The sequence below is a fragment of the Nonomuraea sp. NPDC004186 genome, from assembly GCF_053603495.1.
In genome coordinates, this window is sequence record NZ_JBSGFQ010000133.1 from 1 (window position 1) to 23,951 (window position 23,951).

The 23,951-nt window shown below is 67.2% G+C and carries 18 protein-coding genes; 9 read left to right on the top strand and 9 right to left on the bottom strand.

The features are described from left to right. Window positions 1-237 (bottom strand): endo-1,4-beta-xylanase (locus ACWEPL_RS55540; RefSeq protein ID WP_452441352.1); only part of this gene is annotated, 237 nt, incomplete at its 3' end. 300 nt (window positions 238-537) lie between these two features. Then, on the bottom strand, window positions 538-1,548 hold the full coding sequence (locus ACWEPL_RS55545; protein WP_452441353.1) for a LacI family DNA-binding transcriptional regulator: 1,011 nt from the start codon (window positions 1,546-1,548) through the stop codon (window positions 538-540). Window positions 1,549-1,765: 217 nt separating this feature from the next. Between ACWEPL_RS55545 and ACWEPL_RS55550 the strand changes: the two genes are divergently transcribed. From ACWEPL_RS55550 to ACWEPL_RS55565, 4 genes are read left to right on the top strand one after another with little or no spacing between them, the layout of a single operon-like run. After that, a complete protein-coding gene (locus tag ACWEPL_RS55550) occupies window positions 1,766-3,082 on the top strand; it encodes an ABC transporter substrate-binding protein (protein WP_452441354.1) in 1,317 nt (438 codons plus the stop codon). Between the two features lie 41 nt (window positions 3,083-3,123). Then, window positions 3,124-4,077 (top strand): carbohydrate ABC transporter permease, encoded by a 954-nt coding sequence (locus ACWEPL_RS55555; protein ID WP_452441355.1) that lies wholly within the window; start codon window positions 3,124-3,126, stop codon window positions 4,075-4,077. After that, window positions 4,061-4,945 (top strand): carbohydrate ABC transporter permease, encoded by an 885-nt coding sequence (locus ACWEPL_RS55560; protein WP_452441356.1) that lies wholly within the window; start codon window positions 4,061-4,063, stop codon window positions 4,943-4,945. The genes ACWEPL_RS55555 and ACWEPL_RS55560 overlap by 17 nt, the downstream gene beginning before the upstream one ends. 42 nt (window positions 4,946-4,987) lie before the next feature. After that, a complete protein-coding gene (locus ACWEPL_RS55565; protein ID WP_452441357.1) occupies window positions 4,988-6,604 on the top strand; it encodes a GH39 family glycosyl hydrolase in 1,617 nt (538 codons plus the stop codon). Between the two features lie 304 nt (window positions 6,605-6,908). On the opposite strand, the gene ACWEPL_RS55570 is transcribed toward ACWEPL_RS55565, so the two are convergent. Continuing rightward, window positions 6,909-7,769, bottom strand: coding sequence for an NAD(P)-dependent oxidoreductase (locus ACWEPL_RS55570; protein WP_452441358.1), 861 nt, complete (start codon window positions 7,767-7,769; stop codon window positions 6,909-6,911). Between the two features lie 93 nt (window positions 7,770-7,862). Between ACWEPL_RS55570 and ACWEPL_RS55575 the strand changes: the two genes are divergently transcribed. Next, window positions 7,863-8,444 (top strand): TetR/AcrR family transcriptional regulator, encoded by a 582-nt coding sequence (locus ACWEPL_RS55575; RefSeq protein ID WP_452441359.1) that lies wholly within the window; start codon window positions 7,863-7,865, stop codon window positions 8,442-8,444. 73 nt (window positions 8,445-8,517) lie between these two features. On the opposite strand, the gene ACWEPL_RS55580 is transcribed toward ACWEPL_RS55575, so the two are convergent. Then, window positions 8,518-9,384, bottom strand: a complete 867-nt coding sequence (locus ACWEPL_RS55580) for an NAD(P)-dependent oxidoreductase (RefSeq protein WP_452441360.1) — start codon at window positions 9,382-9,384, stop codon at window positions 8,518-8,520. A 180-nt stretch (window positions 9,385-9,564) separates the two neighbouring features. On the opposite strand from ACWEPL_RS55580, the gene ACWEPL_RS55585 reads away from it, so the two are divergent. Both ACWEPL_RS55585 and ACWEPL_RS55590 read left to right on the top strand, forming a co-directional pair. Next, window positions 9,565-9,918 carry a winged helix-turn-helix transcriptional regulator gene (locus tag ACWEPL_RS55585; protein ID WP_350737682.1) on the top strand — a complete coding sequence of 118 codons (354 nt, stop codon included), beginning with the start codon at window positions 9,565-9,567 and terminating at the stop codon, window positions 9,916-9,918. Between the two features lie 397 nt (window positions 9,919-10,315). Continuing rightward, window positions 10,316-10,756, top strand: coding sequence for a DUF1801 domain-containing protein (locus ACWEPL_RS55590; protein WP_452441362.1), 441 nt, complete (start codon window positions 10,316-10,318; stop codon window positions 10,754-10,756). Between the two features lie 129 nt (window positions 10,757-10,885). On the opposite strand, the gene ACWEPL_RS55595 is transcribed toward ACWEPL_RS55590, so the two are convergent. The 5 genes from ACWEPL_RS55595 to ACWEPL_RS55615 are packed head-to-tail and all read right to left on the bottom strand — an operon-like array spanning window position 10,886 to window position 19,745. Next, on the bottom strand, window positions 10,886-13,189 hold the full coding sequence (locus tag ACWEPL_RS55595; protein ID WP_452441364.1) for a glycoside hydrolase family 95 protein: 2,304 nt from the start codon (window positions 13,187-13,189) through the stop codon (window positions 10,886-10,888). A gap of 8 nt (window positions 13,190-13,197) precedes the next feature. Beyond that, a complete protein-coding gene (locus ACWEPL_RS55600) occupies window positions 13,198-14,859 on the bottom strand; it encodes a hypothetical protein (RefSeq protein WP_452441366.1) in 1,662 nt (553 codons plus the stop codon). A 38-nt stretch (window positions 14,860-14,897) separates the two neighbouring features. Continuing rightward, window positions 14,898-15,818, bottom strand: coding sequence for a carbohydrate ABC transporter permease (locus ACWEPL_RS55605; protein WP_363982956.1), 921 nt, complete (start codon window positions 15,816-15,818; stop codon window positions 14,898-14,900). Window positions 15,819-15,826: 8 nt separating this feature from the next. Then, window positions 15,827-16,738, bottom strand: a complete 912-nt coding sequence (locus tag ACWEPL_RS55610; protein ID WP_363982959.1) for an ABC transporter permease — start codon at window positions 16,736-16,738, stop codon at window positions 15,827-15,829. 7 nt (window positions 16,739-16,745) lie between these two features. Next, window positions 16,746-19,745 carry a glycoside hydrolase family 2 TIM barrel-domain containing protein gene (locus tag ACWEPL_RS55615; protein ID WP_452441368.1) on the bottom strand — a complete coding sequence of 1,000 codons (3,000 nt, stop codon included), beginning with the start codon at window positions 19,743-19,745 and terminating at the stop codon, window positions 16,746-16,748. A 314-nt stretch (window positions 19,746-20,059) separates the two neighbouring features. Here ACWEPL_RS55615 and ACWEPL_RS55620 point away from each other — a divergent pair, with 314 nt between their 5' ends. Together ACWEPL_RS55620 and ACWEPL_RS55625 are read left to right on the top strand one after the other, a co-directional pair. Further along, window positions 20,060-21,055 carry a LacI family DNA-binding transcriptional regulator gene (locus tag ACWEPL_RS55620; RefSeq protein ID WP_452441369.1) on the top strand — a complete coding sequence of 332 codons (996 nt, stop codon included), beginning with the start codon at window positions 20,060-20,062 and terminating at the stop codon, window positions 21,053-21,055. 194 nt (window positions 21,056-21,249) lie between these two features. Continuing rightward, the gene (locus ACWEPL_RS55625; protein ID WP_452441370.1) at window positions 21,250-23,676 is read left to right on the top strand and encodes a glycoside hydrolase family 2 TIM barrel-domain containing protein; all 2,427 of its coding nucleotides are present in this window, start codon (window positions 21,250-21,252) and stop codon (window positions 23,674-23,676) included. The last annotated feature ends 275 nt before the right edge of the window (window positions 23,677-23,951 follow it).

Genomic DNA, 23,951 nt, shown 5'->3' on the forward strand with positions numbered 1-23,951 from the left:
GATCTTCATCTCGTTCTCGGCCGTCACCATGTTGAACTCGCGGGCGGCGATGGTGGTGTACTGCGAGTCGCCGAGCCTGCCCGCGCTGATGGCGGTGCCGAAGTACCGCCCGCTCTGCGCGGCGGCCGCGCCGAGCGTGCTCGCCGCGGCGTCGGCGCGGAGCGGCGCCATCAGCGCCATGATCACGGCGAGCACGCCGAGAGCACCGACGATCAGGGACCAGCGTAAGCCGTTCAAGGGCCGCCTGGTTTCAGACGAGGGTATGGCGTTTGCGCCCATGCCTGAGCCTCCATGTCTGAGATACGGAAACGGGAACACGTGGGGACACGCCATCAAGGCGTCACTTGGTGACTCAGTGTGGAAATGCTTCCGAAACATGTCAAGGCGGCTTTGAAAAGTTTCAGACACATTCGGCTGCCTGCTTCGGCGCTACAGGGCCTCAGCCACCAACGATGCGCACCGAAACTTTCGCCCGTTTCTCCCGCGGGGGACGGCAGGCCATGAAAGTTTCATATTTTGCATCTGAACCTGGGTGGGTCAGGACGAAGGGGCGGGGCCTGTCGAGTCGCGGACGCTGAGGGTCGTCGCGAGTTGGAGGTGCCGGGAGGCGGGCTGGACGCCGTCCGCCATGCCGAGGACGGTCTCGACCGCCATCCGGCCCATGCCGACGAGAGGCTGCCGGACGGACGTGAGCCGGGGCGTGGTCCACTGGGTCTGCGGCGTGTCGTCGAACCCGGTGACCGACAGCTCTCCCGGCACGGTGATGTGAAGCTCCTTGGCCGCGGCGAGGACCCCGACGGCGATCTCGTCGTTGCCCGCGACGATCGCGGTCGGCCGCTCGTCGAGCGCGAGCAGGTCATGGCCGTGCCGCAGCCCCGCCTCGACGGAGAACGCCTCGTGGCGGATCAGCGCACGATCCGGCGCGACGCCGGCCGAGTCGAGCGCGGCCTGGTATCCATGGAAGCGTTCCAGCGAAGGGGCAGAGCCCAGCGGGCCGCCGATCCAGGCGATCCTGCGGTGGCCGAGCTTGATGACATGCTCGGTCGCCGAGCGACCGCCCGCCCAGTTGGTGGAGCCGATGCTGACGAGACGCGATTCGGTCGTATCGATCGGGTCGATCGTCACGATGGGCACCTCCAGCTCCTCCGCGGCGAGGAGCACCGAGTCGGGCACGGCGACGGCGAGCGCGATGACACCGACGACACCGGACGCCTTCTGCTCCTCCATCCAGGCACGGGCCGCCGTACGGCTCGTACTGATCGGCTCGTCGGGCGGCAGGCGAAGAAGGAGCTCGGCCTGCGCGGAGGTCGCTGCCAGGAGTACCCCTTGGAGCACCGTCCCGGCATAACGGGACTCCACGATGTCGAGCACCGTGACGAGGGTCCGGTCGCGGGTTCGCTCATGTCGCACCGCCGTCGGCATGTAGCCGATCTCGGCCATGACCCCGAGGACATGCTCACGCGTGCTCGCGCCCACATCACTCCGCCCGTTGAGGACCTTCGAGGCGGTCGCCGGCGAGACGCCGGCCAATCGGGCGACGTCCGCCAAGGTAGCTCGCTCCGAACGACCTCGCCGTGACATCAGGGCTCCTTTCGGACTTCGAAACTATTTCGAATCTACCACGGACCCTTCCGTCCATTGCCGCCCGACATCCTCGCTGCTCCTCCCGTTGACACGGAACAGACACACCACCTAGTGTCCTGCCAGCACCGAACAAGTTTCGAAATAGTTTCGGACCCACCTCCAGGACGAGAGGAGAGGCTCGATGCGGCTCTCCCAGAAGACAAGGCTCCTTTCAGCGGTACTGGTGCCGTTGTTCGCGCTGACCGCTTGCTCGGGCGGCTCCGGCGGCGGAAGCGCGACCGGCAGCGGCGGTGACCAACAGGTGAAGCTCACGGTCTGGAGCTGGGACGGCACCGTCGCGGGGGCTGTCCCGGGCTTCCAGGCCGCGAACCCGAACATCAAGGTCGAGGTCGTCAACGCGGGCTCCTCCCAGGACGAGTACAAGGCGCTCGACAACGCCATCCAGGCCGGTTCCGGCGTACCTGACGTCGTGATGTTCGAGTACTTCGCGGTGCCCTACTTCGCCATTCCCGGCAAGCTCGCCGATCTCGGCAAGTACGGCGTCGAGAACTTCAAGAAGGACTACGTCCCGGGCGCGTGGAGCGACGTGACGGTCAACGGCAAGGTCTACGCGCTGCCGTCCGACTACGGTCCTTCGGCGCTGTTCTACAACACGGCCACCCTCAAGAAGGCCGGCATCGACAAGGCGCCGGCCACGTGGGACGAGTACTACGAGGCCGCCAAGAAGGTTCGGGGGCTCGGCGGCGACCACTACATCGCCCAGGACACGGGAGACATCTTCTTCCTGCTCTCGCTCATCTGGCAGGCCGGTGGCCGCCCGTTCAAGGTGAACGGCAACAAAGTGCACATCGACTTCACCGACGAGGGCACGACCAGGGCCGTGGCCTTCTGGCAGAAGATGCTCGACGAGGGCCTGGTCAACACCAAGATCACAGGATGGTCCGACGACTGGAACCGGACGCTCAACGACGGCAGCCTCGCCACCCAGACCATGGGCGGCTGGCTGACCTCCACGCTGCCGGAGCGCGCACCGAAGGCCGCCGGTGACTTCAGAGTCGCCTTGATGCCCCAGTGGAAGCAGGGAGACAAGGTCGGAGCGGCGAACGGCGGAAGCTCCTTCGGCATCCCGGCCGCGGCCGAGCACCAGGACGCGGCTTTCAAGTTCCTCGAGTACTTCACGCACGGCGCCGGTCTGTCGTCCCGCGTCGACGCGGGTGCCTTCGTGCCGAACACGTCGGTCCTGGACAGCGAGGCGTTCCAGAGCAAGGCCAACCAGTACTTCGGCGACCAGAAGGTCGGCGCGGTGCTGGCCGAGGCCTCGGAGATCGTCGGGAGCGGCTGGCAGTACCCGCCGTTCTTCGAGTGGGCACGCTCGGTCTACGGCGACCTCGCATCGCCGTTCTACACCACGGGCAAGGGCTCGCTCGCCGAGATCCTCGAGCAGTGGAAGCAGCGCTGCATCCAGTACGGCAACGAGCAGGGCTTCCAAGTGGACTAGCGGGCCCTGGGCCACCTCAACGAATCGGAAGGAACACGGACATGGGCCTGGCACGTCGGGTCGGCGTCACCGCTTCGGCCATGGCGTCGCCGGATGCCGCACGGCATTCGGCGCCGGCTCGCAAGCGCCGCAAGTCACAGATCGGGCTGGCGTTCATCGCACCTTTCGGGGCGCTGTTCGCCCTGGTGTTCATCGTGCCCATCCTGTACGCCGCCTACCTCAGCCTCTTCCAGGACAAGCTCGTCGGGGGCAACACGTTCGTCGGATTCGCCAACTACGGCAAGCTGTTCAAGGATCCCCAGTTCTGGGACGGGGTGGGGCGCGTCTTCCGGTTCACGCTCGTCCAGGTGCCGATCATGCTGCTCTTCGCCATGGCGCTGGCGCTGGCGCTGGACTCCATGCGGGTGCACGGCACCAGGTTCATGCGGGTGACGATCTTCCTCCCCTACGCGGTGCCGGCGATCGTGGCGACTCTCATGTGGGGATTCCTGCTGGGCGTCAAGTACGGCCTGTTCGGCAGCCTCAACGACGCTCTGGGCACGGACATCGATCCCTTCGCCCCCGGTACCACGCTCATCTCCATCGGGCTGATGGTGACGTGGGCGTTCACCGGCTTCAACATGCTCATCTTCTACGCCGCGCTCAAGGCCGTCCCCCGCGAACTGTACGAGGCGGCCGCGATCGACGGGGCGAACGAGCTCCAGATCGTCCGCGCGATCAAGCTGCCGGCACTGCGCGGATCCCTGGTCGTCACGATCATCTTCTCGATCATCGGCACCTTCCAGATGTTCAACGAACCGCAGATCCTGCCCTCGATGGTGGCCAACAGCGGCGTCACCACCTTCTACACGCCCAACCTGTACGCGTACAACCTGGCGTTCACCGGGTCCCAGCAGGGCTATGCGGCCGCACTCGCGCTCGTCATGGCGGCGATCACGATCACCGTCGCCTACGTCGTCCAGATCAGAGGGTTGAGGAATGCACCCGATCAGTAGCCGCCGGCTCTACACGGTGGAGAATCCCAAGAAGAGCACGACCCTCACCGTGATGACAGCTCTGTTCATGTTGTACTGCCTGCTGCCGCTCGTATGGCTCGTCATCAACGCGACCAAGTCGCAGGCCGACTTCGTGTCGTCGTTCGGACTCGCACCCGGTCGCGAGTTCGCCCTGTGGGACAACATCGTGCAGGTTTTCAGCTACCAGGACGGGATCTTCTCCCGCTGGCTCCTCAACACCGTTCTCTACGTCGTCGTGGGTGCGACCGTGTCGACCTTCCTGGCCGCCCTCGGCGGGTACGCCCTGGCGAAACTCGATTTCAGGGGCAAGCGGGTGTTTCTCTTCGTCGTGCTGGGATCGATCTCCGTCCCCGGCATCGCCCTGGCGATCCCGCAGTTCCTGCTGTTCGCGCACGTCGGCATGACCAATACCCCGTGGGCGATTCTCATCCCGTCCTTCATCAACCCCTTCGGGTTGTACCTGATGTGGGTGTTCACGGCCGAAGCCGTGCCCACCGGCCTGCTGGAGGCCGCGAAGATCGACGGCGCCGGGGAGTTCAGGACCTTTCTCCAGATCGCGCTCCCGCTGCTCGCCCCGGCGAGCGTGACGGTCCTGCTCTTCTCGTTCGTGTCGATCTGGAACAACTATTTCCTGCCGTTGATCATGCTCAAGGATCCCGCCTGGTATCCGCTGACCGTCGGAATCAACCAGTGGAACAAGCTGGGCTCGACGGCGGGGAACGGCGCCCTCATCCAGAATCTCGTGATCACGTCCGCGCTGCTGACCATCATCCCGTTGATCATCGCGTTCCTGAGCCTGCAGCGGTACTGGCAGTCGGGCCTGTCGCTGGGCGCCGTCAAGGGCTAGCAGCGCTCCATTCACCAACGTTTCCTGAAGAGAAGTGAGATCATGACCCGATTCCGGATCGACGGCAGGCTGTGCGACGAGAGTGCGCTTCCGCACGTCTGGAGCAGGTGTATCGGCGCCGGACGGGCGAACGAGGCACTGCGCGCGGACTGGCAAAAGCAATTCGTCGAGGCCGTCGCCGCATGCGGATTCCAGTACGTCCGCTTTCACGGCGTCTTTCACGACGACATGTTCGTGTACCGGGAGAGCTACGGCAGCGGTTTCGGCCCGAACACGCCCCTTGCCGCGCCCGTGCACACATTCAGCTATGTGGACAAGGTGTTCGACTTCATTGTGGACTGCGGGGTCCGCCCATTCGTCGAGCTGGGCTTCATGCCGCGCGAGCTGGCGACGGAGACGGAGACGGTGTTCTGGTGGGGCGCTCACTGCAGCCCGCCCAAGGACATGGCGCGCTGGGTCGAGCTGGTCACGAGGTCGGTCGAGCACTGGATCGACCGGTACGGCCTCGCCGAGGTGCGGGAGTGGCGGTTCGAGGTGTGGAACGAGCCGAACCTGGTTCCCCACTTCTGGACCGGGACGAAAACCGAGTACTTCGAGCTTTACGAGCAGACCGTGACGGCGATCAAGAAGATCGATCCCGCGTTGAAGGTGGGCGGGCCCGCGACCAGCGTCTTCGTGCCCGACGACCGCTACGAGGGCGAGGTCGAGGACCGCTCCGCGATGCACGAGACGGCCGCCGCGGCCGACGTGGACGCGCTCGACTGGCGCCCGGTATGGATCGAGGACTTCATCGCCTGGTGCGCGGAGCGCGCACTCCCGATCGACTTCATCTCCACCCACCTGTACCCCACCGACTTCGCGTACGGCACCGACGGCGAGGCCGTGCAGATCACCCGGTACGCCGACGCGACGTTCGACGACCTGACCCTCCTGCGCAAGCTCGTGAACAACAGCGCTTATCCCGAGGCGGAGATCCACATCACGGAGTGGTCGACGTCGCCGTCGGCCCGCGACTTCATCCACGACACGCCGTTCGCGGCGACCTCCATCACGCGGTCGTATCTGAAGTGCGCCACCCTCGCCGACTCGATCTCCTACTGGACCTTCACGGACGTGTTCGAGGAGGGCGGCGCCGGTATGGGACCGTTCCACGGCGGGTTCGGCCTGGTGAACGAGGGCGGCATCCACAAGCCCACGTTCCACGCGTTCACGATGCTGGAACGGCTCGGCGACCGGCTGCTCCTCGCGACGCCCGACGGGGTCGTGACCCGTGACAGCCGGACGTCGGCCGTCTCGGCGGTGTTCTTCAACTACCCCGAGGACATGGGCACGAGGGGTGTCGGCTCGGAGAACTCCTACCCGGCGGCACGCGCGCTGGCCGAGATGGGGCCGAGCCGCAGGATCCACCACTCGATCGGCGGACTGGAGCCGGGCGTCACGTTCCTCGTCGAGATCGTGGACTGGGAGCACGGGAACGCCGCCGAGGCCTGGTACCGGCTCGGGTCCCCCCTCAACCCGTCCCGAGCCGAGAGCGAGTACCTGAGCGGAGTCGCCGACTCGCTCCTCAGGTTCACGCTGACCGTGCCCGACAGCGGCGTGCTGGACCTCGACGTCGAACTCGCGCCATGGGCCGTGATGTCGTTGAGGCAGTCGGCATGACCGCGTCGATCTCGTCGACGGAGCGGTCGCAGCGCCGCAGGGTGGACAGGCCCTTGCGGGTGAGGCGGGCACACAGCACCCGGCCCGCGCCGGGCTGCGGGTCCCGGCGGATCAGGCCGCGCCGTTCGATGGAGACCTTCTCCGGCGCGACCTGGCAAAGCCAACGCACCTCACACAGGTTCACCGACAACGCGACGTGATCGACTCCGACATCGGCCAGGTCAAGATGACGGCCCCGTCCGACGAGCAGGCAAGCGCACATGGAAGCGTCGAGGCCCTCTCCTGGGACTGGATCGGTGATACATCAGCGCTGCTTCAGCACGCCGATCAAGCTCGTGAGGCTGTTTTGGCCGTGGCCGGCGGTGACGCCTTGGCGGAAGATCTTCAGGACGGCGGCCGGAAGTGAGTCATCAACGCCGGACGCCTGTGTGGTGCGCAGCACGTGTTCCAGGCTCGCCACGCCCATGGAGACTCGGTCGACGTCCCCCTCTTGGTTGCCTGCCGTGATGCGCGGCGCGTAGAACTCCAGGAAATAGCGGAGGTCCATGGTCTTCACCGCGTGCGGCAGAAAATCCTCCGCCGAGATGCCATTGGCCTCCGCCACCGCCTGGCCGTGCAGGTAGCCTGCCAGCGCCGTCCAGAACATGTCGATCCCGATCTGGTAGTACAGCGCCGCCAATCCCGGGTCCTCGCCGAGGTAGTCGATCCCGGTCAGCACCTCAAGGGCGGGTCGGCGCGCCTCGATGGCGTCCTTGGGGCCGCTGTAGTACGTCATCGCGTCCGGCGTGCCGATGCCCGGAGGCGGCACCTGCACGCCCCCGGTGATCTGCACGGCCCCGCGCTCGGCCAGCCACACGGCCGCCTGACGTGCCCTGTCCGGGGTGTCGGAGGTGAGGTTGACCAGGATACGTCCGACCAGGGCGGTACGCGGGGCTTGGGCCAGGATGGCATCCATCGCGTCATAGTCGGTCAGGCTCAGCACCACCAGCTCGTTGGCGGTGAGCGCCGCCTCGACGGATCCCGCTCTCCTCGCGCCCCGCGCCACCAGTTCGTCTGCCCTGGCAGGAGTACGGTTCCACACGGTCACCTCGTAGCCGCTGTCGAGGTAGGCGCCAGCCATGGCGTGTCCCATGGGGCCCAACCCGATCACCGTCACAGACTTCATCCACGCTCTCCTGACCACTAGAACGAACGCTCTATCCAGACGGCACGGTAGCACACGACTAGAACGAACGCTCTATTCAGTACGATGGGAGCCATGCGGACCCAGCACGAGATCGGCACCCGGGAGCGGATCGTCCGGACGACCTCTCGCCTGATGCAGCGGCAGGGGTACGAGGCGACGGGCCTCAAGCAGATCTCCCAGGAGGCGCAGGCCACACTCGGCTCGGTCTACCACTTCTTTCCGGGCGGTAAGCGGCAACTGGCGGTCGAGGCCGTCCGCCACGGGGACAGAGAGTTCGCGGAATTCCTGCGCGCGGCGTTCAACCAGGAGGACGATCCGGCCGCGGCGATCGTCGCCTGCACCCGCGACCTGGCCAAGGGGCTGCGCGAGTCCGGCTGGATGGACGGTTGTCCCGTCACCACCACGGCATTGGAGAGCGCCGGCCGGGTGCCCGAGATCCAGCAGGCCGCAGAGGACGCCTACGAGAACTGGCGCACGCTGGTCCGCGACAAACTCAGCCGCTCCGGCTTCGCCGACGACGTGGCGCACGACCTCGCCCACAGCGTGATCAACATGCTGGAGGGCGCGGAGCTGTCGGCGCAGGTGTCCCAGAGCGAGGCGCCGCTGGAGATCGCCGGCAGGCACCTCGCACGGCTTATCGACTCCTACCGATGAGGTGAGCCGGTCCGGCCAGTTCGTCAGGTGCGGTCTTGATGGGACGCTTCGTCCGGGCTTGGACCCGTCCGGCTTATGGCTGTCCCACCGGCGTTCTGAGCACCTCGGTGAGGGCCGAGATGCTGTGATCGCCGTGGCCTGCCTCAGCCGCCCGCCTCACCAGGTCATGGAGCGGGCCGAGCCAGGCCGTGTCGACGTTCGTCTCCTTGGCCAGGTCCTCGTCGTGGGCCACCCCCGCCAGGAAGAGGTTCACCGAGGAGGCGGCGTCGGTGTAGTCGCCGCCGTCGATCTCCTTGGCGTAGATCGGCAGCAGGGACTTGATCATGTCCAGCCACTTGCCGGCGAAGCGCACCATCGTGTTCACCTCCAGCCCGCGCGCCTGGACCGCGGCGGCGCCCTGGAAGAAGCCGACGAGCGCCGGCAGCAGCATGGCGCCCACCGCCATCTCGTACAGGGCAGCCAGGTCGGCCTCGTCGCCGAGGTGGACGGTGTCGCCGCCCAGCACCTTCAGGGCCGTCTCGAACTCCTCGAAGACCGTCTTGTCGCCGCTGTAGTACAGCAGGGTGTCCGGCGCTCCCACGGCCGAGGGCACGTTCTTGACCGCCCCGGCCAGGAACCGGGCGCCATGGTCGATGGCCCAGGCGGCCGTCTCGCGGGCGCCGGCCGGGGAACCGCTGTTGAGGGTGACCAGGGCCCGCCCACGCAGCGACGCGCCGGCCGGCCGCAGTGCCGGCCGGGTGTCCTCGAAGGTGGTCAGACAGGTGATGACCAGGGGACTTGCCGTTACCGCGTCCTCAATGGCCTCCGCATGCCTGCCTCCCATGGCGATGAGGGGCGCGGCTTTGGCGGCGGTCCTGTTCCAGACGGTGGTCGGGTGTCCGGCCTTGACGAAGGCCTCGGCCAGTGCCGAGCCCATCGAGCCCAGTCCGATGACGGTCACCGGTGTCAGGTTCATTGCAGTCATATGCGTACTCCAGCCACAGAGATAGGAAGGCGAGCGCGCTGCCTTGGAGACCGTCGTGGTCTTGGCGCGGGCCTGATTCATGCTGGCTGGAGCACCTGCATTCTCTCAAGTACCTACTTTTTTGCCGGGTACTGACATAAGTGTGAGTATGGGTCGGTGAAGGAGACGAAGAAGCGGACGTTCACCTGCGGTCTCGACGCGGCCATCGCCGTCATGGGAGGCAAGTGGAAAGGACTGATCCTTTTCGCGCTCCAGGATGGTCCCCTGCGCTTCGGGGAGCTGCGGCGCGCGGTGCCCGGAATCAGCGAGCGGGTGCTGATCCTGCAGTTGCGGGAGATGGAGGCCACCGGGCTGCTGCATCGTGAGGTCTACCACCAGGTCCCGCCGAAGGTGGAGTACTCGCTCACCGAGTTCGGTCATTCGCTCAACACCGCGATGGCGCCGCTCGGGGAGTGGGGCGAGGAGCACGTCGAGCGCATCGAGGCCATCCCGTGGGACCAGGTGGGGTGAACCTTGCGCGGATGGATCGGCAGGCGCATTGCCGCCTGGCTGCACACTTCTGCCGCCCGCCGTCGATACCGCCACGACCACGGCCTTGAGGCATTCTCGCCGAAAGGAAGACCTGAACAGCTCCGCTCGAAGTCGTCCGAGCCTAGGTGTCGTGTCGCAGTTCAACACGTGTCTGTTCCGCCAACTTCATCTGGATGGGACAAAAACTGTCGGTCGCAGTTGAAGCTGTCGGCATTCGCGGGTAGTTGTCGGCGTTCAGGTTGAGTTGACGGATTTCGTCCTCGCTTTACGCTCTTGGGAGCAGGTGTACGCCCGTGGTACTGGGGTTCGCGACGGCCGGGATCGGGGTCCCCTGTGCCCACCACTATTTGTCACACCGGCGTGGGAGCATGACGTCATGGTGACCTCGAAACAGCCGGTGACGGTCCCGACTGACGCCAGCGTGGACGATTTCCTGGCCGCAGTCTCTGACGAACGCCGACGGGCCGACGCGGAGCGCCTCCGCGCGATTCTGTGCGAGGTGACCGGTGAGCCTGCGGTGATGTGGGGCCCCAGCATCGTCGGCTTCGGCAGCTACCGCTACACCTACGCGAGTGGGCGCACGGGTGACTGGCCCTTGGCGGGCTTCTCACCACGCAAGCAGCAACTCGTCGTCTATTTGGTGGGCGGGTTCGAGGAGCGGCACGCATCTGTGCTGGCCCGGCTCGGTTCGCACAGGACCGGAAAGGGATGCCTCTACCTGAAGCGACTCGACGACGTCGACGAGAGCGCGCTGCGCGAGCTCATCGACCGCACGGTGCGGGTACACAAGGGCGTTGACCGGGCCACCAACCGCTGACAAGAGCGGTAGCTCATGTCTCTGGACTGAGCCGTACACCTCCCATCTCAGGTAACTGAGCAGCCTCGGGCACCGCACGCCGGCTCACCGACAAGGAGAAGCACGTGCGTGAGGGGGCGCCACAGCCGCTCAGGTGCGGGCTGTGTAGCGACGCCCGGGCAGGCCGTTCCACGCCAGGCGGAGCCGGCCGGGGATCGCTCCCCCCACCTCGGCAAGAGGCACGTGCGTGCCGTTTTCGTCGACGACGTTCAAGGGCGGGGTGTCCCCGGGTATTTCGACGACCATCCTTCCGGGCCGGCCGGCCGTGACGTCCACACGGGCCAGGGTCCCGGCCCGCCAGGCGAGCTCGACCTGATGTCCGCCGCGGCAGCGGATGCCTCGTGCTGATCCGGTGTGCCAGCTCGGCGGCAGCGCCTTGAGCAGGCTGATCGCTCCCTCATGGCTCTGCACGAGCAGCTCGGTCATCCCGGCGACACCGCCCAGGTTGCCGTCGATCTGGAAGATGTTGCCGCCGGGCCAGTCGCCATGCGGGTGCAGATCGAGCAGGGATTCCGAGCTCAGCTCGTTGAGCAGGATCGAGATCGCCCGCTCGGCGAGCTCCGCGTCACGCAGGCGGGCGGCCAGGCAGAGGGTCCACGCCTGGCTCCATCCGGTGTAGCCGCTGCCGTGTTCCAGGCGGTGCCGCAGCGCCCGGCGAGCGGCCGCGAAGTGGTCCGGTGTGGCCGCTTCGGTGATGCGGGTGCCCGGATACAGGCCGTACAGGTGGGACAGGTGGCGGTGGCCCGGCTCGCGCGGTGGGCGCTCGTCGTACCACTCGAGCAGCTCGCCACCCGATCCGACCGCCACATCGCGCAGGTCGGCCAGCGCGGTCCGGGCCCGTTCTACCTGGTCTTCCTCCTCAGGGGAGTAGCGTCGGGCCAGGCTCACGTATCGCGCCAGCACCTCGCGGACCAGTTCCTGGTCCATCGCCGTTCCCTCGGACACGGCCGCGTGAGCCGAGGCGCTGACGAGGAAGTGGTGCTCGGGCGAGGTGGAGGGGCTCATCACGAGCTCGCCTCGCCCGTCCGGAACCAGCATGTCCAGTGCGAATCGCGCCGCCGCCCGGAAAACCGGCAGAGCGGTCTCCGCGGCGAACTCGTCGTCCGCCTCGTACTCGAGGTGGTCCCAGAGGTGAGCCGACAGCCACAGGAGCCCCGACGGCCAGTTGGCCCACTGGGGATCGCCGGACACCGGCGTGGAGAACCGCCAGAGGTCGGTGTTGTGATGCACGACCGAGCCGCGGGCCGCGTAGTACCGGCGAGCCGTCTGCTCTCCGCTCCGGGCGAGCTCGCGCGTCAGCCGGAACAGCGGCTCGTGCAGTTCGGGGAGCCCGGTGGACTCCGCCGCCCAGTAGTTCATCTGGAGGTTGATGTTGGTGGTGTAGTTGCAGCTCCAGCCGGGACGGACGTCGACGTTCCAGATGCCTTGGAGGTTGGCCGCCTGGGTACCTGGGCGTGAGCTCGAGATCAGCAGGTACCGGCCGAGGTGGAAGAAGAGCTCGGCCCCGGCTGCCTCGGATCCGGATCCCGAGAGGTCCAGATCGGCCCGGTCGAAGTAGCCGCGGTAGTCCTCGCGATGTCGCGCCCGCAGCTTCGACGTCTCGATGGACAGGGCTCGCGCGACCCGCTGCTCGGCCTCGGCGGCGATTGACCGGCGATCGGTGCTGGGCCGCTGATCGTAGCCGCGGAAACCGCTCGCCGCGGCGGCGATGAGCCGTACCTCTCCGGGGCCGGTCCGGTGCACCGCCACGGCCACGGCGAACCCCATCCCCTCCTCGGTCGCGTAGACGACGGCCGGCTCCGCGTCGACGTAGTTCGGCAGCACGTGTGCCGGCGCGCGCCCGGTGGCCACGAGCCAGTGGACGCCTTTCTCCTCCCGCTGCTCGATCTCCACGGTCGGGTGCTCCGAGCGGAACGCGGGCGCGGCGACCTCGTCCCCACCCGTGGCCGACATCACGAGGACTCCGTCGGGTGCCGAGACGAAGCTCTCCACCCGCACCGGACCATAGGTCGTGGTCGTGACCGCCTCGGCCAGGTCGAGCTCGCGGAGGTAGCCGTCAAGGGGACGGTCCGCGGCGTAGCTCCATTCCAGCCACCCGAGTGGCTGGTAGGACTGGGTGTAGCCGGGCCCCTGCAGGGAACGGGCGAGCTGGTCGGCGCGCAGATGGTCGCGCTCGCGGATCGCCCGCCGGAGCTCGGGAAGGAGCTCGCCGGCCGGAGGGCCGCTCTCCGGGCTCCCGGGGCCGCCCGACCAGACGGTGTCGAGGTTGAGGTCGACGCGCTCGACCCCGGCCCGCCCGTACACCGTCGCGCCCAGACTGCCGTTCCCCAGGAGGAAGGCGTCGTGGAACGCGGCGGCGGGAGCGGCCAGCCGGATGCGGTGTCGTTCGTCCATGTCGTTTCTCACTGAGCGTCGTAAGCCTGCTGCTGGATCTGCAGGTACCGCTGCAGCCCGAGACCGTTGAGACCGTCCAGGTAGGCGGTCCAGTCCTGGTCGCTGTCGATGTTCTTCTTGCCGGTCACGAACTCCAGGTTGGACTGGCCCACGTAGTTCTGGATGTTGGTCTGCAGGGTCGCGGCCTCGGCGGTGACGTCGGTGCCGAGCCACAGGTTCCAGGACGGGAAGATCTGGTCCTTCGGCACCTTGCCCTCATACAGCTTGGTGGCGTCGAAAAGCCTTCGCTCGTAGCCTTCCGGTTTGTCGGTGTCGGTCGGCTGGACCTGGGCGTCGCGGAATGCCCTGGTGCTGTTGTACTGCGTGAGCGCTCCCCATCCGGCGTTGGAGGGCGGCGCACCCGGCTTGGCGGGGAGCACTTCGTACAGGGGCTTCAGGTTCTTGTCGAGGGCCACGTCGCCGTCATCCGGCTTCTTCCAGCCGACGCCCTCCTGGCCGAACTGGCCTTGCACTTGCCCCTCGTCGGTGAAGATGTAGTCGAGCATCTTGATGGCGGCGATCTGGTCCTGCTCGGTGGCCTTGTTCGTCAGGACGAACGTGGCGCCGGGAAGGCTGGGCGAGCTGTAGGACGTGTAGCCGACTCCTTCCGGGCCGGTCAGCGGGGGCACCGCGTCGTAGTCCTTGTCCCGCCCGTCCTTCTGGCCCAGGGTGACCATGAGCGCCGGGTGGAGCATGGTCCCGGCCCCGACGATCACTGCGTCGGCGTTGTCCCCCTTGGCCTTCAGCGCGTCCCCGTTCTGGGTGAAGGCACCCGGGTCGATGAGTCCCTCCTTGTAGAGGGAGGCGATGTAGCGCAGTCCCTCACGCCATTTGGCCTGCGCGGCCTGGAGCTGGACCTTGCCGTTGTTCAACGCGAGCGTCGAGGCGGCGACGCCGGCCCCGCGCGGGTCGTAGACGAAGGCGTTCATGAAGTAGGTCAGGAGCGGATCGCCGGTGGCGGCCGTGAGCGGGATCTCGTCGGCCTTGCCGTTGCCGTTGGGGTCCTTGGTCTTGAAGGCCCGCAGGACGGTGCGCATCTCCTCGGTCGTCTTCGGCATGGACAGTCCGAGTTTCTTCAGCCAGTCCGTGTTGAGCCAGAGTTTGGCCTGGTAGGAGCAGTGGAAGCAGTCGTTCCACTCCGGCAGGCCGTAGATCTTGCCGTCGGGCGCGGTGGCCATCGTCTTGTAGGCGGGGGTCGTCTCCAGCGCCTTCTGGATGTTGGGGGCGTACTTGGCGATCAGGTCGTTGAGCGGCAGGATCACGCCCTGCTTGGAGAGCTTGAGCAACTCGGGCCGGGCGAACTGGTCCACCCACGGGACAAGCAGGTAGAGGTCGGGGTAGTCGCCGCTGGCCAGCGAGATCTGCCGCTTCTCCGCCGCCGGGCCGGCGTCGTAGGTCGTCGTCTGGAACTTGAAATTGATCTTGAATTTGCCGCTGAGCAGCTTGGTGTAGGCGTTGGTCTGGAGATTCTGGTCGGCGCCTTGCGGAATGAAGACCGTGAGCTCGGTCATTCCTCCCTGGCTTGCCGGGGCTGCGGGCTTCTCGCCGGACGACGAGCAGGCGGCAATGGGCAGGGCGGCCAGCGACAGTGCGGCCAGCAGGGCCGCTTGCTTTCTGGGCAGGGTGGACATGGGTCATGCCTTTCGGGGGGTGAAGGACGGCCGCCGGACTAGCCCTTGATCGCGCCGATCATGATTCCCTTGGTGAAATAGCGGGCGACGAACGGGTAGATCAGCAGCACGGGAACCGTGGAGATGACGATCAGGGAGTATTTGAGCAGGTCGGCGAGCTGCTGCCGCTGCATCATGATGGCGGCGTCCATCTGGCCGCCGGCCTGGGTGTTGAGGATGATCACGTTGCGGAGTACGAGCTGGAGCGGGTAGAGGTCGTCGCTCTTGAGGTAGAGCAGCGCGTCGAAGTACGCGTTCCACTGCCCGATCGCGTACATCAGGGCGACTACCGCGATCATGGGCTTGGCCAGCGGCAGCACCACCGACCAGAGCACGCGCAGGCTGCTCGCACCATCGATCTCGGCGGCCTCGTAGAGCGAGTCGGGAATGCTGTTGCGCAGGTAGGCGCGGGCGATGATGACCTGCCAGACGCCGATCGCCCCCGGCACGATCAGCGCCCAGCGGGTGTCGAGCAGGCCGAGTTTCTGTACGACCAGGTAGGTGGGGATGAGCCCGCCCGCGAAGATCATCGTGAAGACGATGAACGCGGTGATGACGTTGCGTCCGTAGAAATCCTTGCGGGAGAGCGGATAGGCGATGGCGATCGTGAGCACGACGCTGACGACCGTGCCCACGACGGTGTAGAAGAGCGAGTTGGCGAAGCCCGTCACGATCTGCGGATTGCTCAGCGCCACCTCGTAGCCCCGGATCGAGAAATCGACCGGCCACAACCACACCCGTCCGGACGAGACGGCGTTGGGGCTGCTGAAGGAGCTGGCCAGGATGTAGATCAAGGGGAGGAGGACGACCGCGAGGAACGTGATGAGCAGCAGGTAGACGCACGCCATGAAGAGGCGGTCGACACCGGAGTCCCTGACCCGGCCAGGGCGCAGGCGCCTCTTCTCCGCGGTCCGCGTCATTGTGCCGGTCACCACAGACCACTCCCGGAAACACGCTTGGCGATGAAGTTGACCCCGATGAGAAGCGCCAGGTTGATCAACGAGTTGAACAGGCCTACCGCGGTGGCCTGGCTGAAGTCGGCGTTCAGCAGGCCGACCTTGTAGACGTAAGTGGCGATGATCTCTGAGTTGCCGAGGTTGAGCGGGTTCTGCAGGAGGAACGCCTTCTCGAACCCGACCGCCATGATGTTGCCCACGCCCAGGATCAGGATGATGATCGCCGTCGGCATGAGGCCCGGGATGTCGACATGGACGATCTTCTGCAGGCGCGTCGCTCCGTCCACTCTTGCGGCCTCGTACAGGCTGGGGTCGATGCCCGACAGCGCGGCCATGTAGACGACGGCCGAATAGCCCGCCGTCTGCCAGATATCGCTCCACACGTAGATGTGGCGGAAGTAGTCCGCGTCACCCAGGAGGTCGGGCGCGTCCACGCCGAAGAAGCCGAAGGCTCTGTCCATGAGCCCGATCCGTGGCGACAGGATCAGGATCACCATGGAGACGACGACCACGGTGGAGATGAAGTAGGGCGCGTACGTGACCAGCTGGACCGTGCGTTTGAAGGCACGCAGCCGCACCTCGTTCAGCGCGAGGGCCAGGATGATCGGGATGGGGAAGCCGGCCAGCAGGAAGTACACCGACAGCAGGAAGGTGTTCTCGACCAGCTTCCAGAAGACGGGGTTGGCGAAGAACGCCGAGAAGTGCTTGAGGCCGACCCACTCGCTGCCCCAGATCCCGTCGACGACGCTGTAGTCCTTGAACGCGATGACCGCGTTCGTCATCGGGATGTACTTGAAGATCACGAAGTAGGCCAGCGGCACGACGATCAGCAGGTAGAGCTGCCAATAGCGCCGGAAACTCCGCCTGGCGGCACTCCACTTCATGGCCGCGTCACCGCACCTGGGCGAGGCGGACCAGGAGTGAGCAGGTATGGGGGTACAGCCGGTGGGCCGGCCATGCGTCGGGGCCGCAGGAGGCCGAGCCGAGCCCGTAGTGGGCGATGTCGAGGTTGAGCCAGAGCTTGCCGTCCGGGACCAAATCGGTGGTGTGCCGCGCCGCGTCCAGGGCCTCGCTGGTCCAGGGCCGCAAGCTCACGTCGACGCCGGACGGTGCGGTGATGCTCACTCGTTCACCGGTCTGCCAGGAGATCTCCGCGGAACGTACGGCCCCGCGGTTGCCGTTCTCCTGCGGGTGGACGTAAGGGGTCTGCAGCTCGGCAACCGTGGCCCGGTGACGGCCGAGCCGGGCCGCCATCCGGCTGTCGCGGTAGTTCTCGCCCGGGCCGAGGCCGTACCACTCCAGCGTCGCCTCACCACCGGGTAGCCCCATGCGGATGCCCAGTCGCGGTACGGTGCCCCGCTTCACCCGGCCGGAGTCGTGGATGAGAGCGGCGAGCCCGGTGTCGAACCGGCCGACCGGGCTCACATGGAGGCGCAGCTGGAGGTCGCCCTCGGGACTCGCGGACCAGATCATCTGGGTCCGCATCCCGGCCTCCCGTCCAGCGGCCATGCTCACCGTCTCGACGACAAGTTCGCCATCCCCTGGCTGCACCCGGGCGGTACGGTGTTCGAGCCGGTCCAGGCCGAGATCACGCCAGGCTTTCGCCTGTCCCAGCCAGGCCAGGTCGTTGTCGGTGGGCGCACGCCAGAGATCCAGCCGAGGGCCGAGCACCGGCAGCTCACCCAGCATGACGAGCCGCCCGTCGGAGTCGAACTCGGCGTCGCCGAGTCGATAGCCGCCTTGGGACACCACGACCGGAAGGCCCTCAGTGGAGCCGGTCTCCTGCTGCCGGGCCTCGGCCAGGATCCGCTGAGTGAAGGCGATCTCGTGGCCGGCGGGCACGCCGTCACGTTCCTTGGCCCGCGACGCATGCACGGTGAGGACGATCTCGCCCGCGGCATCGCGGGCCAGCTCGGCGATGGTGTCGTCGAGCCGGACCCGGGCAGTGCCGCGCGGAGGGACAGGGGGGACCTCGACGGTGCCGCCGCCCAGCTCGGCGCCGCCCTCTTCGAGCAGCCAGGCGAAGACCAGGCCGGAGGTGTCGATGTGGTCGAACCTGCTCCGGACGGTCAGCGTGCTGTCGTTGTCGATGGACAGGACCACCGGCGCGATCGCCGCCTTGTACTCCAGCAGCCCGGGAGACGGAGTTCGATCAGGGAAGACGAGGCCGTCGGCGATGAAGTTGCGGTCGTGCACGACCTCCCCGAAGTCGCCCCCGTAGGCGTAGAACAGTTGCCCGGCGTTGGGGCCCTCGGTCGCGCGCTGCAGGATGCCGTGGTCGATCCACTCCCAGACGAATCCACCGTGCAGCCGCGAGTACCGGTCGAACAGCTCCTCGTACTCCGCCAGGCCGCCCGGGCCGTTGCCCATCGCGTGGGCGTACTCGCAGAGGATGACCGGAAGCGCGCGACGATGGGCGTCCGCTTGGGCATCCACCGTGCGCTCGTCGGCGCCCTTGCCGATGAGCTCCAGTTCGCCGATGTCCACGTACATCCGGCTGTAGACGTCGACGTAAGAGCTGTCGTAGTCGCCCTCGTAGTGAATCAGCCGGGTGCTGTCGCGGCTGCGGGCCCATTCGGCCATCGCCCGCAGGTTGTCGCCGACGCCGCACTCGTTACCCATCGACCACATGATCACGGACGGATGGTTCTTGTCGCGCTCGACCATGCGCTCGACCCGATCCAGGTAGGCGGGTCTCCACCGCGGGTCCGCGGAAGGGTTGCGATCCCAGCCGACCTGGACGAAGCCATGGGTCTCGAGATCGCATTCATCGATGACCCACAGGCCGTACTCGTCACACAGGTCGAGGAAGCGGCTGTCCGGCGGGTAGTGGCTGGTCCGCACCGCGTTGATGTTGTGCTGCTTCATCAGCAGGACATCGGCCAGCATCGTCTCCGGGTCGAGCGTGCGGCCCGTCTCCGGATGCCACTCGTGCCGGTTGACGCCGCGGAAGCGCACCGGCGACCCGTTGACGGTGATGAGCCCGTCCACGACCCGAACGGTCCGGAACCCGATCCGGAGCTCGATGGACTCCCCCTCGCTTCTGAGCACTCCGGCGTACAACCTCGGGGTCTCGGCGCTCCATGGGCCGACGCCGGGTATGCGGAGGCTCTCGCCCGCCGGCAGGCCGGTGACGCCCAGCTCCGGGATGTCGACGACGGCCGGGACGTCGGTCTCGACGCGGAGGATGCCTTCTCCTGCCTCGTGATCGAAGTCGGCTTGGACGAAGTGGTCGCCGATCGCACCCACTGGACGTTCCAGGAGGGAGACCGAGCGGAAGACCCCCGAGATCCACCACATGTCCTGGTCTTCCAGGTAACTCGCCGCCGACCACTGGTGCACCCGGACGGCCAGGACGTTCGGCCCCTCCCGCAGGGCGTGCGTCACGTCGAACTCGGTCGGCAGCCTGCTGCCGGTGCCCCAGCCGAGCTCCACTCCGTTGAGCCACACGGTGAAGTGGGAGTCCACGCCTTCGAACCGCAACACCCAGCTCGCGGCTCCAGGCCTGTCCACCTCGAAGGCCCGGCGGTACTCCCCCGTCGGGTTGGCGTCCGGCGGGTGAGGCGGGTCGATCGGGAACGGGTAGATCACATTGGTGTACGCGGGTCTTCCCCATTGCGCCTGCCCGCGCTCCCGCAGGGTGCCGTCGGGACCGCGGAGGCCTTCCATCTGCCACGACCCGGGCACCCGCAGCGTGGCCCAGGCGGAATCGTCGAAGTCAGGACTCTCGAAGCCGTCGCTCATTTCCCGAAGACGGGGAGCCAGGTGAAATGTCCAATAACCGTCCAGGGGGATGGAGCGGGCACTGCTGGCCGAGCCGGCGCGGGGCTTCAGTCGGCCTGCGCCTGGCTCGAAGGATGAGACGTTACGGTCTGCTTCGCTGAAGGACAATGTTCCACCGGCCCATGAAAGATGATGGATGGGATCCGCACGCTCGCCCGCTACCTGGTGAACCACCCCTTCGGGTGGGGGGAGCGCTGGGGCTGCCGTGGCACAGGTTGCAGGGGCGGGGCCGGTGCCGTGAAGGTTCACGAGGCAGGTACCGTGAACGTTCACGACACTGGCGTGAAACACAACCTAAACATCGGTGGTTTGGCTGTCAATAGTCGGGATTCGGGCGGATTCCGCAGGTTGTCGCGAGCGACGACGGCTTGTGGCCCTGTTCCGTCAGTACGATCGATCCAGGCACCGAACCTAGGACGGCGATGGCGAAACGCGTGACGATCAACGACGTGGCCCAGGCCGCCGGGGTCTCCCGGCAGACCGTGACCCGGGCCATCAACGACATGGGAGAGATCAACGAACAGACCAAGCAGCGCGTGCTGGAAGCCTGCCAGCGGCTCGGATACCGGCCGAGCCGGTTCGCCCGCAACCTGGTCGTGCGGAAGAAGACCCGCGCGATGGGGTATCTGGTGGCCTCCTTCCGTAACCCGTACTTCACCGAGATCGCCGGCGACCTGCTCAACACCGCGGCCGAGCGCGGCTGGCACGTGGTGATGGCCTCGACGGAGACGGAGGACGAGGCGAGCGCGCTCGACATGCTGTCCGGCCAGGTGGACCTGTTCGTCGGGCACTTCGCCCAGGACGACGACGATCTCCTCAAGACCAGCCGCGGCATCCCGCTCGTGATGCTGGAGCGGACCGGCAGCCTGCCCGGCATGCACTCCGTCGAGGTCGACATCCGCGACGGCGTGCGTGAAGCGATCGAGTCCCTGCGCGGCAAGGGCGCGCGGCGCATCGGCATGATCGATTCCGCCTACTCGCTGCGCTTCTCCCCCACCTACCTGCCTTCCCCGCGGCGCGGGTACTTCGAGGAGTTCGCCGGGGCCGAATCGGCGGACATGGTCGTCATCGGCGAGGAGTCGATGGCCGGTGGCGGACAGGCGTTCGCCGAACTCGTCGGCGCTCATCCGGAGATGGACGCGGTGCTGGTCTTCAACGACCTCATGGCGATCGGCGCGGTGCAGGCCTCGCACGCCCTCGGCATCGACGTCCCCGGTCAGGTGCGGATCTGCGGCATCGACGGTCTCACCCTGGGCGAGGCCGTGCATCCGACGTTGACGACGATGTCCATCGATCGCCACGCGCTGGTGAGCAACGCACTGGACATCGCCGACGCGCTCGCCACCGCCGACTTCGCCGAGCTGCCGTCCATGCGGCGTACGGTGCGCCCACGCATGCTGTGGCGCGAATCCGCTTGACGCACGCTCATTGACACATAAGCACCCGCTCTTTACGGTGAGGTTTCGCACGGTGGCCGTGAACGTTCACGGTCACCATGATTCCCCCTTGGAGAGCTGTTCATCGTGCCCTTGCCCTACAGCACAGTCCGTCGCGCGCATCGGGTTTTCCCGCAGGTGCGCCTGACCGCCGTCAAGACCGGGACGGACGCGTCATGACCCGTCGTAGAGAGCTCATCAACCGGGCGTGGAAGTTCGCCTACGGCGACCCCGCCGGCGCGGTCGACGAGGACTTCGACGACGGAGACCTCTACGACGTCGGCCTGCCGCACTCCTTCGGCATCCCGTATTTCATGGAGACCGGCTTCTACGTCGGCCGCGGCGTCTACCGGCGGGTCCTCGACATACGTCCCGAGGATCTCGGCAAGTATCTCGCGCTGGAGTTCCAGGGCGTGTTCCAGGATGCCGAGGTGTACGTCAACGGGAGGCAGGTGGGCCGGCACCTCGGCGGCTACACGGCCTTCGCGATCGACATCTCCAACGCCGTACGCGCCGGGGCCAACCAGCTCGCCGTACGGGTCAGCAACGAATGGAATCCGCGGCTGGCGCCCCGCGCCGGAGAGCACACGTTCAACGGCGGCATCTACCGCGACGTCGCGCTGATCGTGGCCGAGCGCACCCGCATCGCCTGGTACGGCACGTTCGTCACCACTCGACAGTTGCTGGACGGCAACGCCGTCATCGAGGTGGCCACCGAGCTGGTCAACGACGGCGACGCGGACTTCGAGGGCGACCTGACCGCCGAGATTTGCCTGGCCGGGGAGCCGGTCCTGCGGTTGAGCCAGAGCGTGTCGGTGCCGGCCGGAGCCACGAGCACGTGCCGCCAGGAGTTCACCCTGCCTCAGGCGCGACTGTGGCATCCCGACACGCCGCACCTCTACACGCTGGAGCAGCGCCTGACCCAGGATGAGCGCTGCCTGGACGAGGCCGTCACCACCTTCGGGGTGCGCACCGTCGAGTTCACCGCCGACCAGGGCTTCTTCCTGAACGGCGAGCACCTGCCGATCCACGGCGCCAACGTGCACCAGGACCGTGCCGGGTGGTGCGACGCGGCGACCCACAGCGGCATCCGCCGCGATGTGGCGCTCATCCGCGAGAGCGGCATGAACTTCATCCGCGGCTCGCACTACCCCCACCACGAGCAGTTCGCCGCCGAGTGCGACCGCCAGGGCATGCTGTTCTGGTCGGAGCTGTGCTTCTGGGGCATCGGCGGGGAGAGCGCCGAAGGGTTCTGGACCGCCAGCGCCTACCCACCGCACGAGGCCGACCGCGCGGAATTCGAGGACAGCTGCCTGCGAGCGATGACGGAGATGATCCGCGTCAACCGCAACCACCCCAGCATCATCGCGTGGAGCACCGGCAACGAGGTGTTCTTCAGCGACGACGAGGTGATCCCGCAGGCCAAGGACCTGACCCGTCGCCTGGTCGACCTGGTGCACGAGCTCGACCCCACCCGGCCGGCCGCGGTGGGCGGCGCCCAGCGCCGTGGCTTCGACGAACTCGGGGATGTGGCCGGCTACAACGGCGACGGGGCATCGCTCTACCACAAGCCGCCGTGGCCCAATCTGGTCTCCGAGTACGGCAGCCTCGTCGAGGACCGCCCCGGCGCCTACGGCCCGCGGTACGCCCACGGCGTCGAAACCCCGCACCCCTGGCGGTCGGGCATCGTGCTCTGGTGCGGCATGCATCACGGCAGCATCGTGGCCGACATGGCCCGCATGGGCTTCATCGACTACTTCCGCCTCCCGCTGCGGTCCTGGTACTGGTACCGTCGCGAGCTTCGGGGCGTCGAACCGCCCCCGTGGCCGCTCCCCGGCACCGCGACCGCCCTGCGGCTGAGCGCGGACCGCATGACGATCGCCACCGACGGCACCGACGACGCCCAGATCATGGTGGAACTCCTCGACGCGTCAGGCCACGTGGTCGCGGACGAACGCCCTGTGCGCATCGAGGTCGTCGAGGGCGGCGGCGGCGTCTTCCCCACCGGAACCTCGATCACGCTGTCCCCCGAAAACCGCGGCCTGCTCGACGGGATCGGCGCGATCGAGTTCCGCTCCTACTTCGCCGGCCCCAACACGCTGCGGGCCGTCGCGGACGGGCTGGCCCCGGCGGAGCTGACCATCGAGGCCGTCGGCGGGGAACAATGGCGTGGCCAGTCTCGCCGTCTGGCCCCCGGCCCGCCCTCGCGCTCGTTCGTGCCCTCCTCCGGCGCCCCGCGCCTGCTGTCGGCCAAACGGCCCGTCTTCAGCAGCGGCTCACTGCCCGACCGTCCGGCGCACCTGATCACGGACTACTCCACCGGCGAGGGCTGGATCAGCGCCACGAACCAGCCGGGCGCCTGGATCCGCGTCGACCTCGAGGGCCTGTGGCGAGTGGACACCGTCACGGTGCTCCTCGGCGAGCCGGACGCCGTGCCGTACCGGCTGGAGGTCTCCGGCGGACAGGCCGCCGAGGAGGTGGCCACCGGCACCACCGAGCGGCGGATGTCGTTCGACCTGCGAGGCCGCGCGCTGCACGCGGTGAAGCTCGTGTTCCCAGGGGCTCCGGCCGAGGTCAAGGAGGTGAGAGTCCATGGTCGCTGACCACCCCTGATCACAGCCTCCTCCAACACGCTTCAGGCCATGGGGGCAGATCGAGCCGGACGGGCTCGTCGCGGTCGACCGGCGGCGCAGACTCGTTCTCCCTGGAGAACACCCCGGGCGACACGAGCGAGCACCTCACCGCATCCCCACATGTCGGCCCCCACGCTGGACACCGCAGGCCCGGGACATCTCCCTCACCATCGGACAATGCACGGATCACGGTCGCCCTGCCGGCGGGCACGTCCCTGCGCACCCGTCCTTTCCCTCTGCTCAGG

Excerpts from the sequence above, each read along its gene's own strand:
- ACWEPL_RS55590 (WP_452441362.1), top strand. The coding sequence starts at position 10,316 with ATGGTGACCTCGAAACAGCCGGTGACGGTCCCGACTGACGCCAGCGTG.
- ACWEPL_RS55605 (WP_363982956.1), bottom strand. The coding sequence starts at position 15,818 with ATGACGCGGACCGCGGAGAAGAGGCGCCTGCGCCCTGGCCGGGTCAGG.
- ACWEPL_RS55620 (WP_452441369.1), top strand. The coding sequence starts at position 20,060 with ATGGCGAAACGCGTGACGATCAACGACGTGGCCCAGGCCGCCGGGGTC.
- ACWEPL_RS55555 (WP_452441355.1), top strand. The coding sequence starts at position 3,124 with ATGGGCCTGGCACGTCGGGTCGGCGTCACCGCTTCGGCCATGGCGTCG.
- ACWEPL_RS55575 (WP_452441359.1), top strand. The coding sequence starts at position 7,863 with ATGCGGACCCAGCACGAGATCGGCACCCGGGAGCGGATCGTCCGGACG.
- ACWEPL_RS55600 (WP_452441366.1), bottom strand. The coding sequence starts at position 14,859 with ATGTCCACCCTGCCCAGAAAGCAAGCGGCCCTGCTGGCCGCACTGTCG.
- ACWEPL_RS55595 (WP_452441364.1), bottom strand. The coding sequence starts at position 13,189 with ATGGACGAACGACACCGCATCCGGCTGGCCGCTCCCGCCGCCGCGTTC.
- ACWEPL_RS55625 (WP_452441370.1), top strand. The coding sequence starts at position 21,250 with ATGACCCGTCGTAGAGAGCTCATCAACCGGGCGTGGAAGTTCGCCTAC.
- ACWEPL_RS55550 (WP_452441354.1), top strand. The coding sequence starts at position 1,766 with ATGCGGCTCTCCCAGAAGACAAGGCTCCTTTCAGCGGTACTGGTGCCG.
- ACWEPL_RS55570 (WP_452441358.1), bottom strand. The coding sequence starts at position 7,769 with ATGAAGTCTGTGACGGTGATCGGGTTGGGCCCCATGGGACACGCCATG.
- ACWEPL_RS55610 (WP_363982959.1), bottom strand. The coding sequence starts at position 16,738 with ATGAAGTGGAGTGCCGCCAGGCGGAGTTTCCGGCGCTATTGGCAGCTC.
- ACWEPL_RS55565 (WP_452441357.1), top strand. The coding sequence starts at position 4,988 with ATGACCCGATTCCGGATCGACGGCAGGCTGTGCGACGAGAGTGCGCTT.
- ACWEPL_RS55560 (WP_452441356.1), top strand. The coding sequence starts at position 4,061 with ATGCACCCGATCAGTAGCCGCCGGCTCTACACGGTGGAGAATCCCAAG.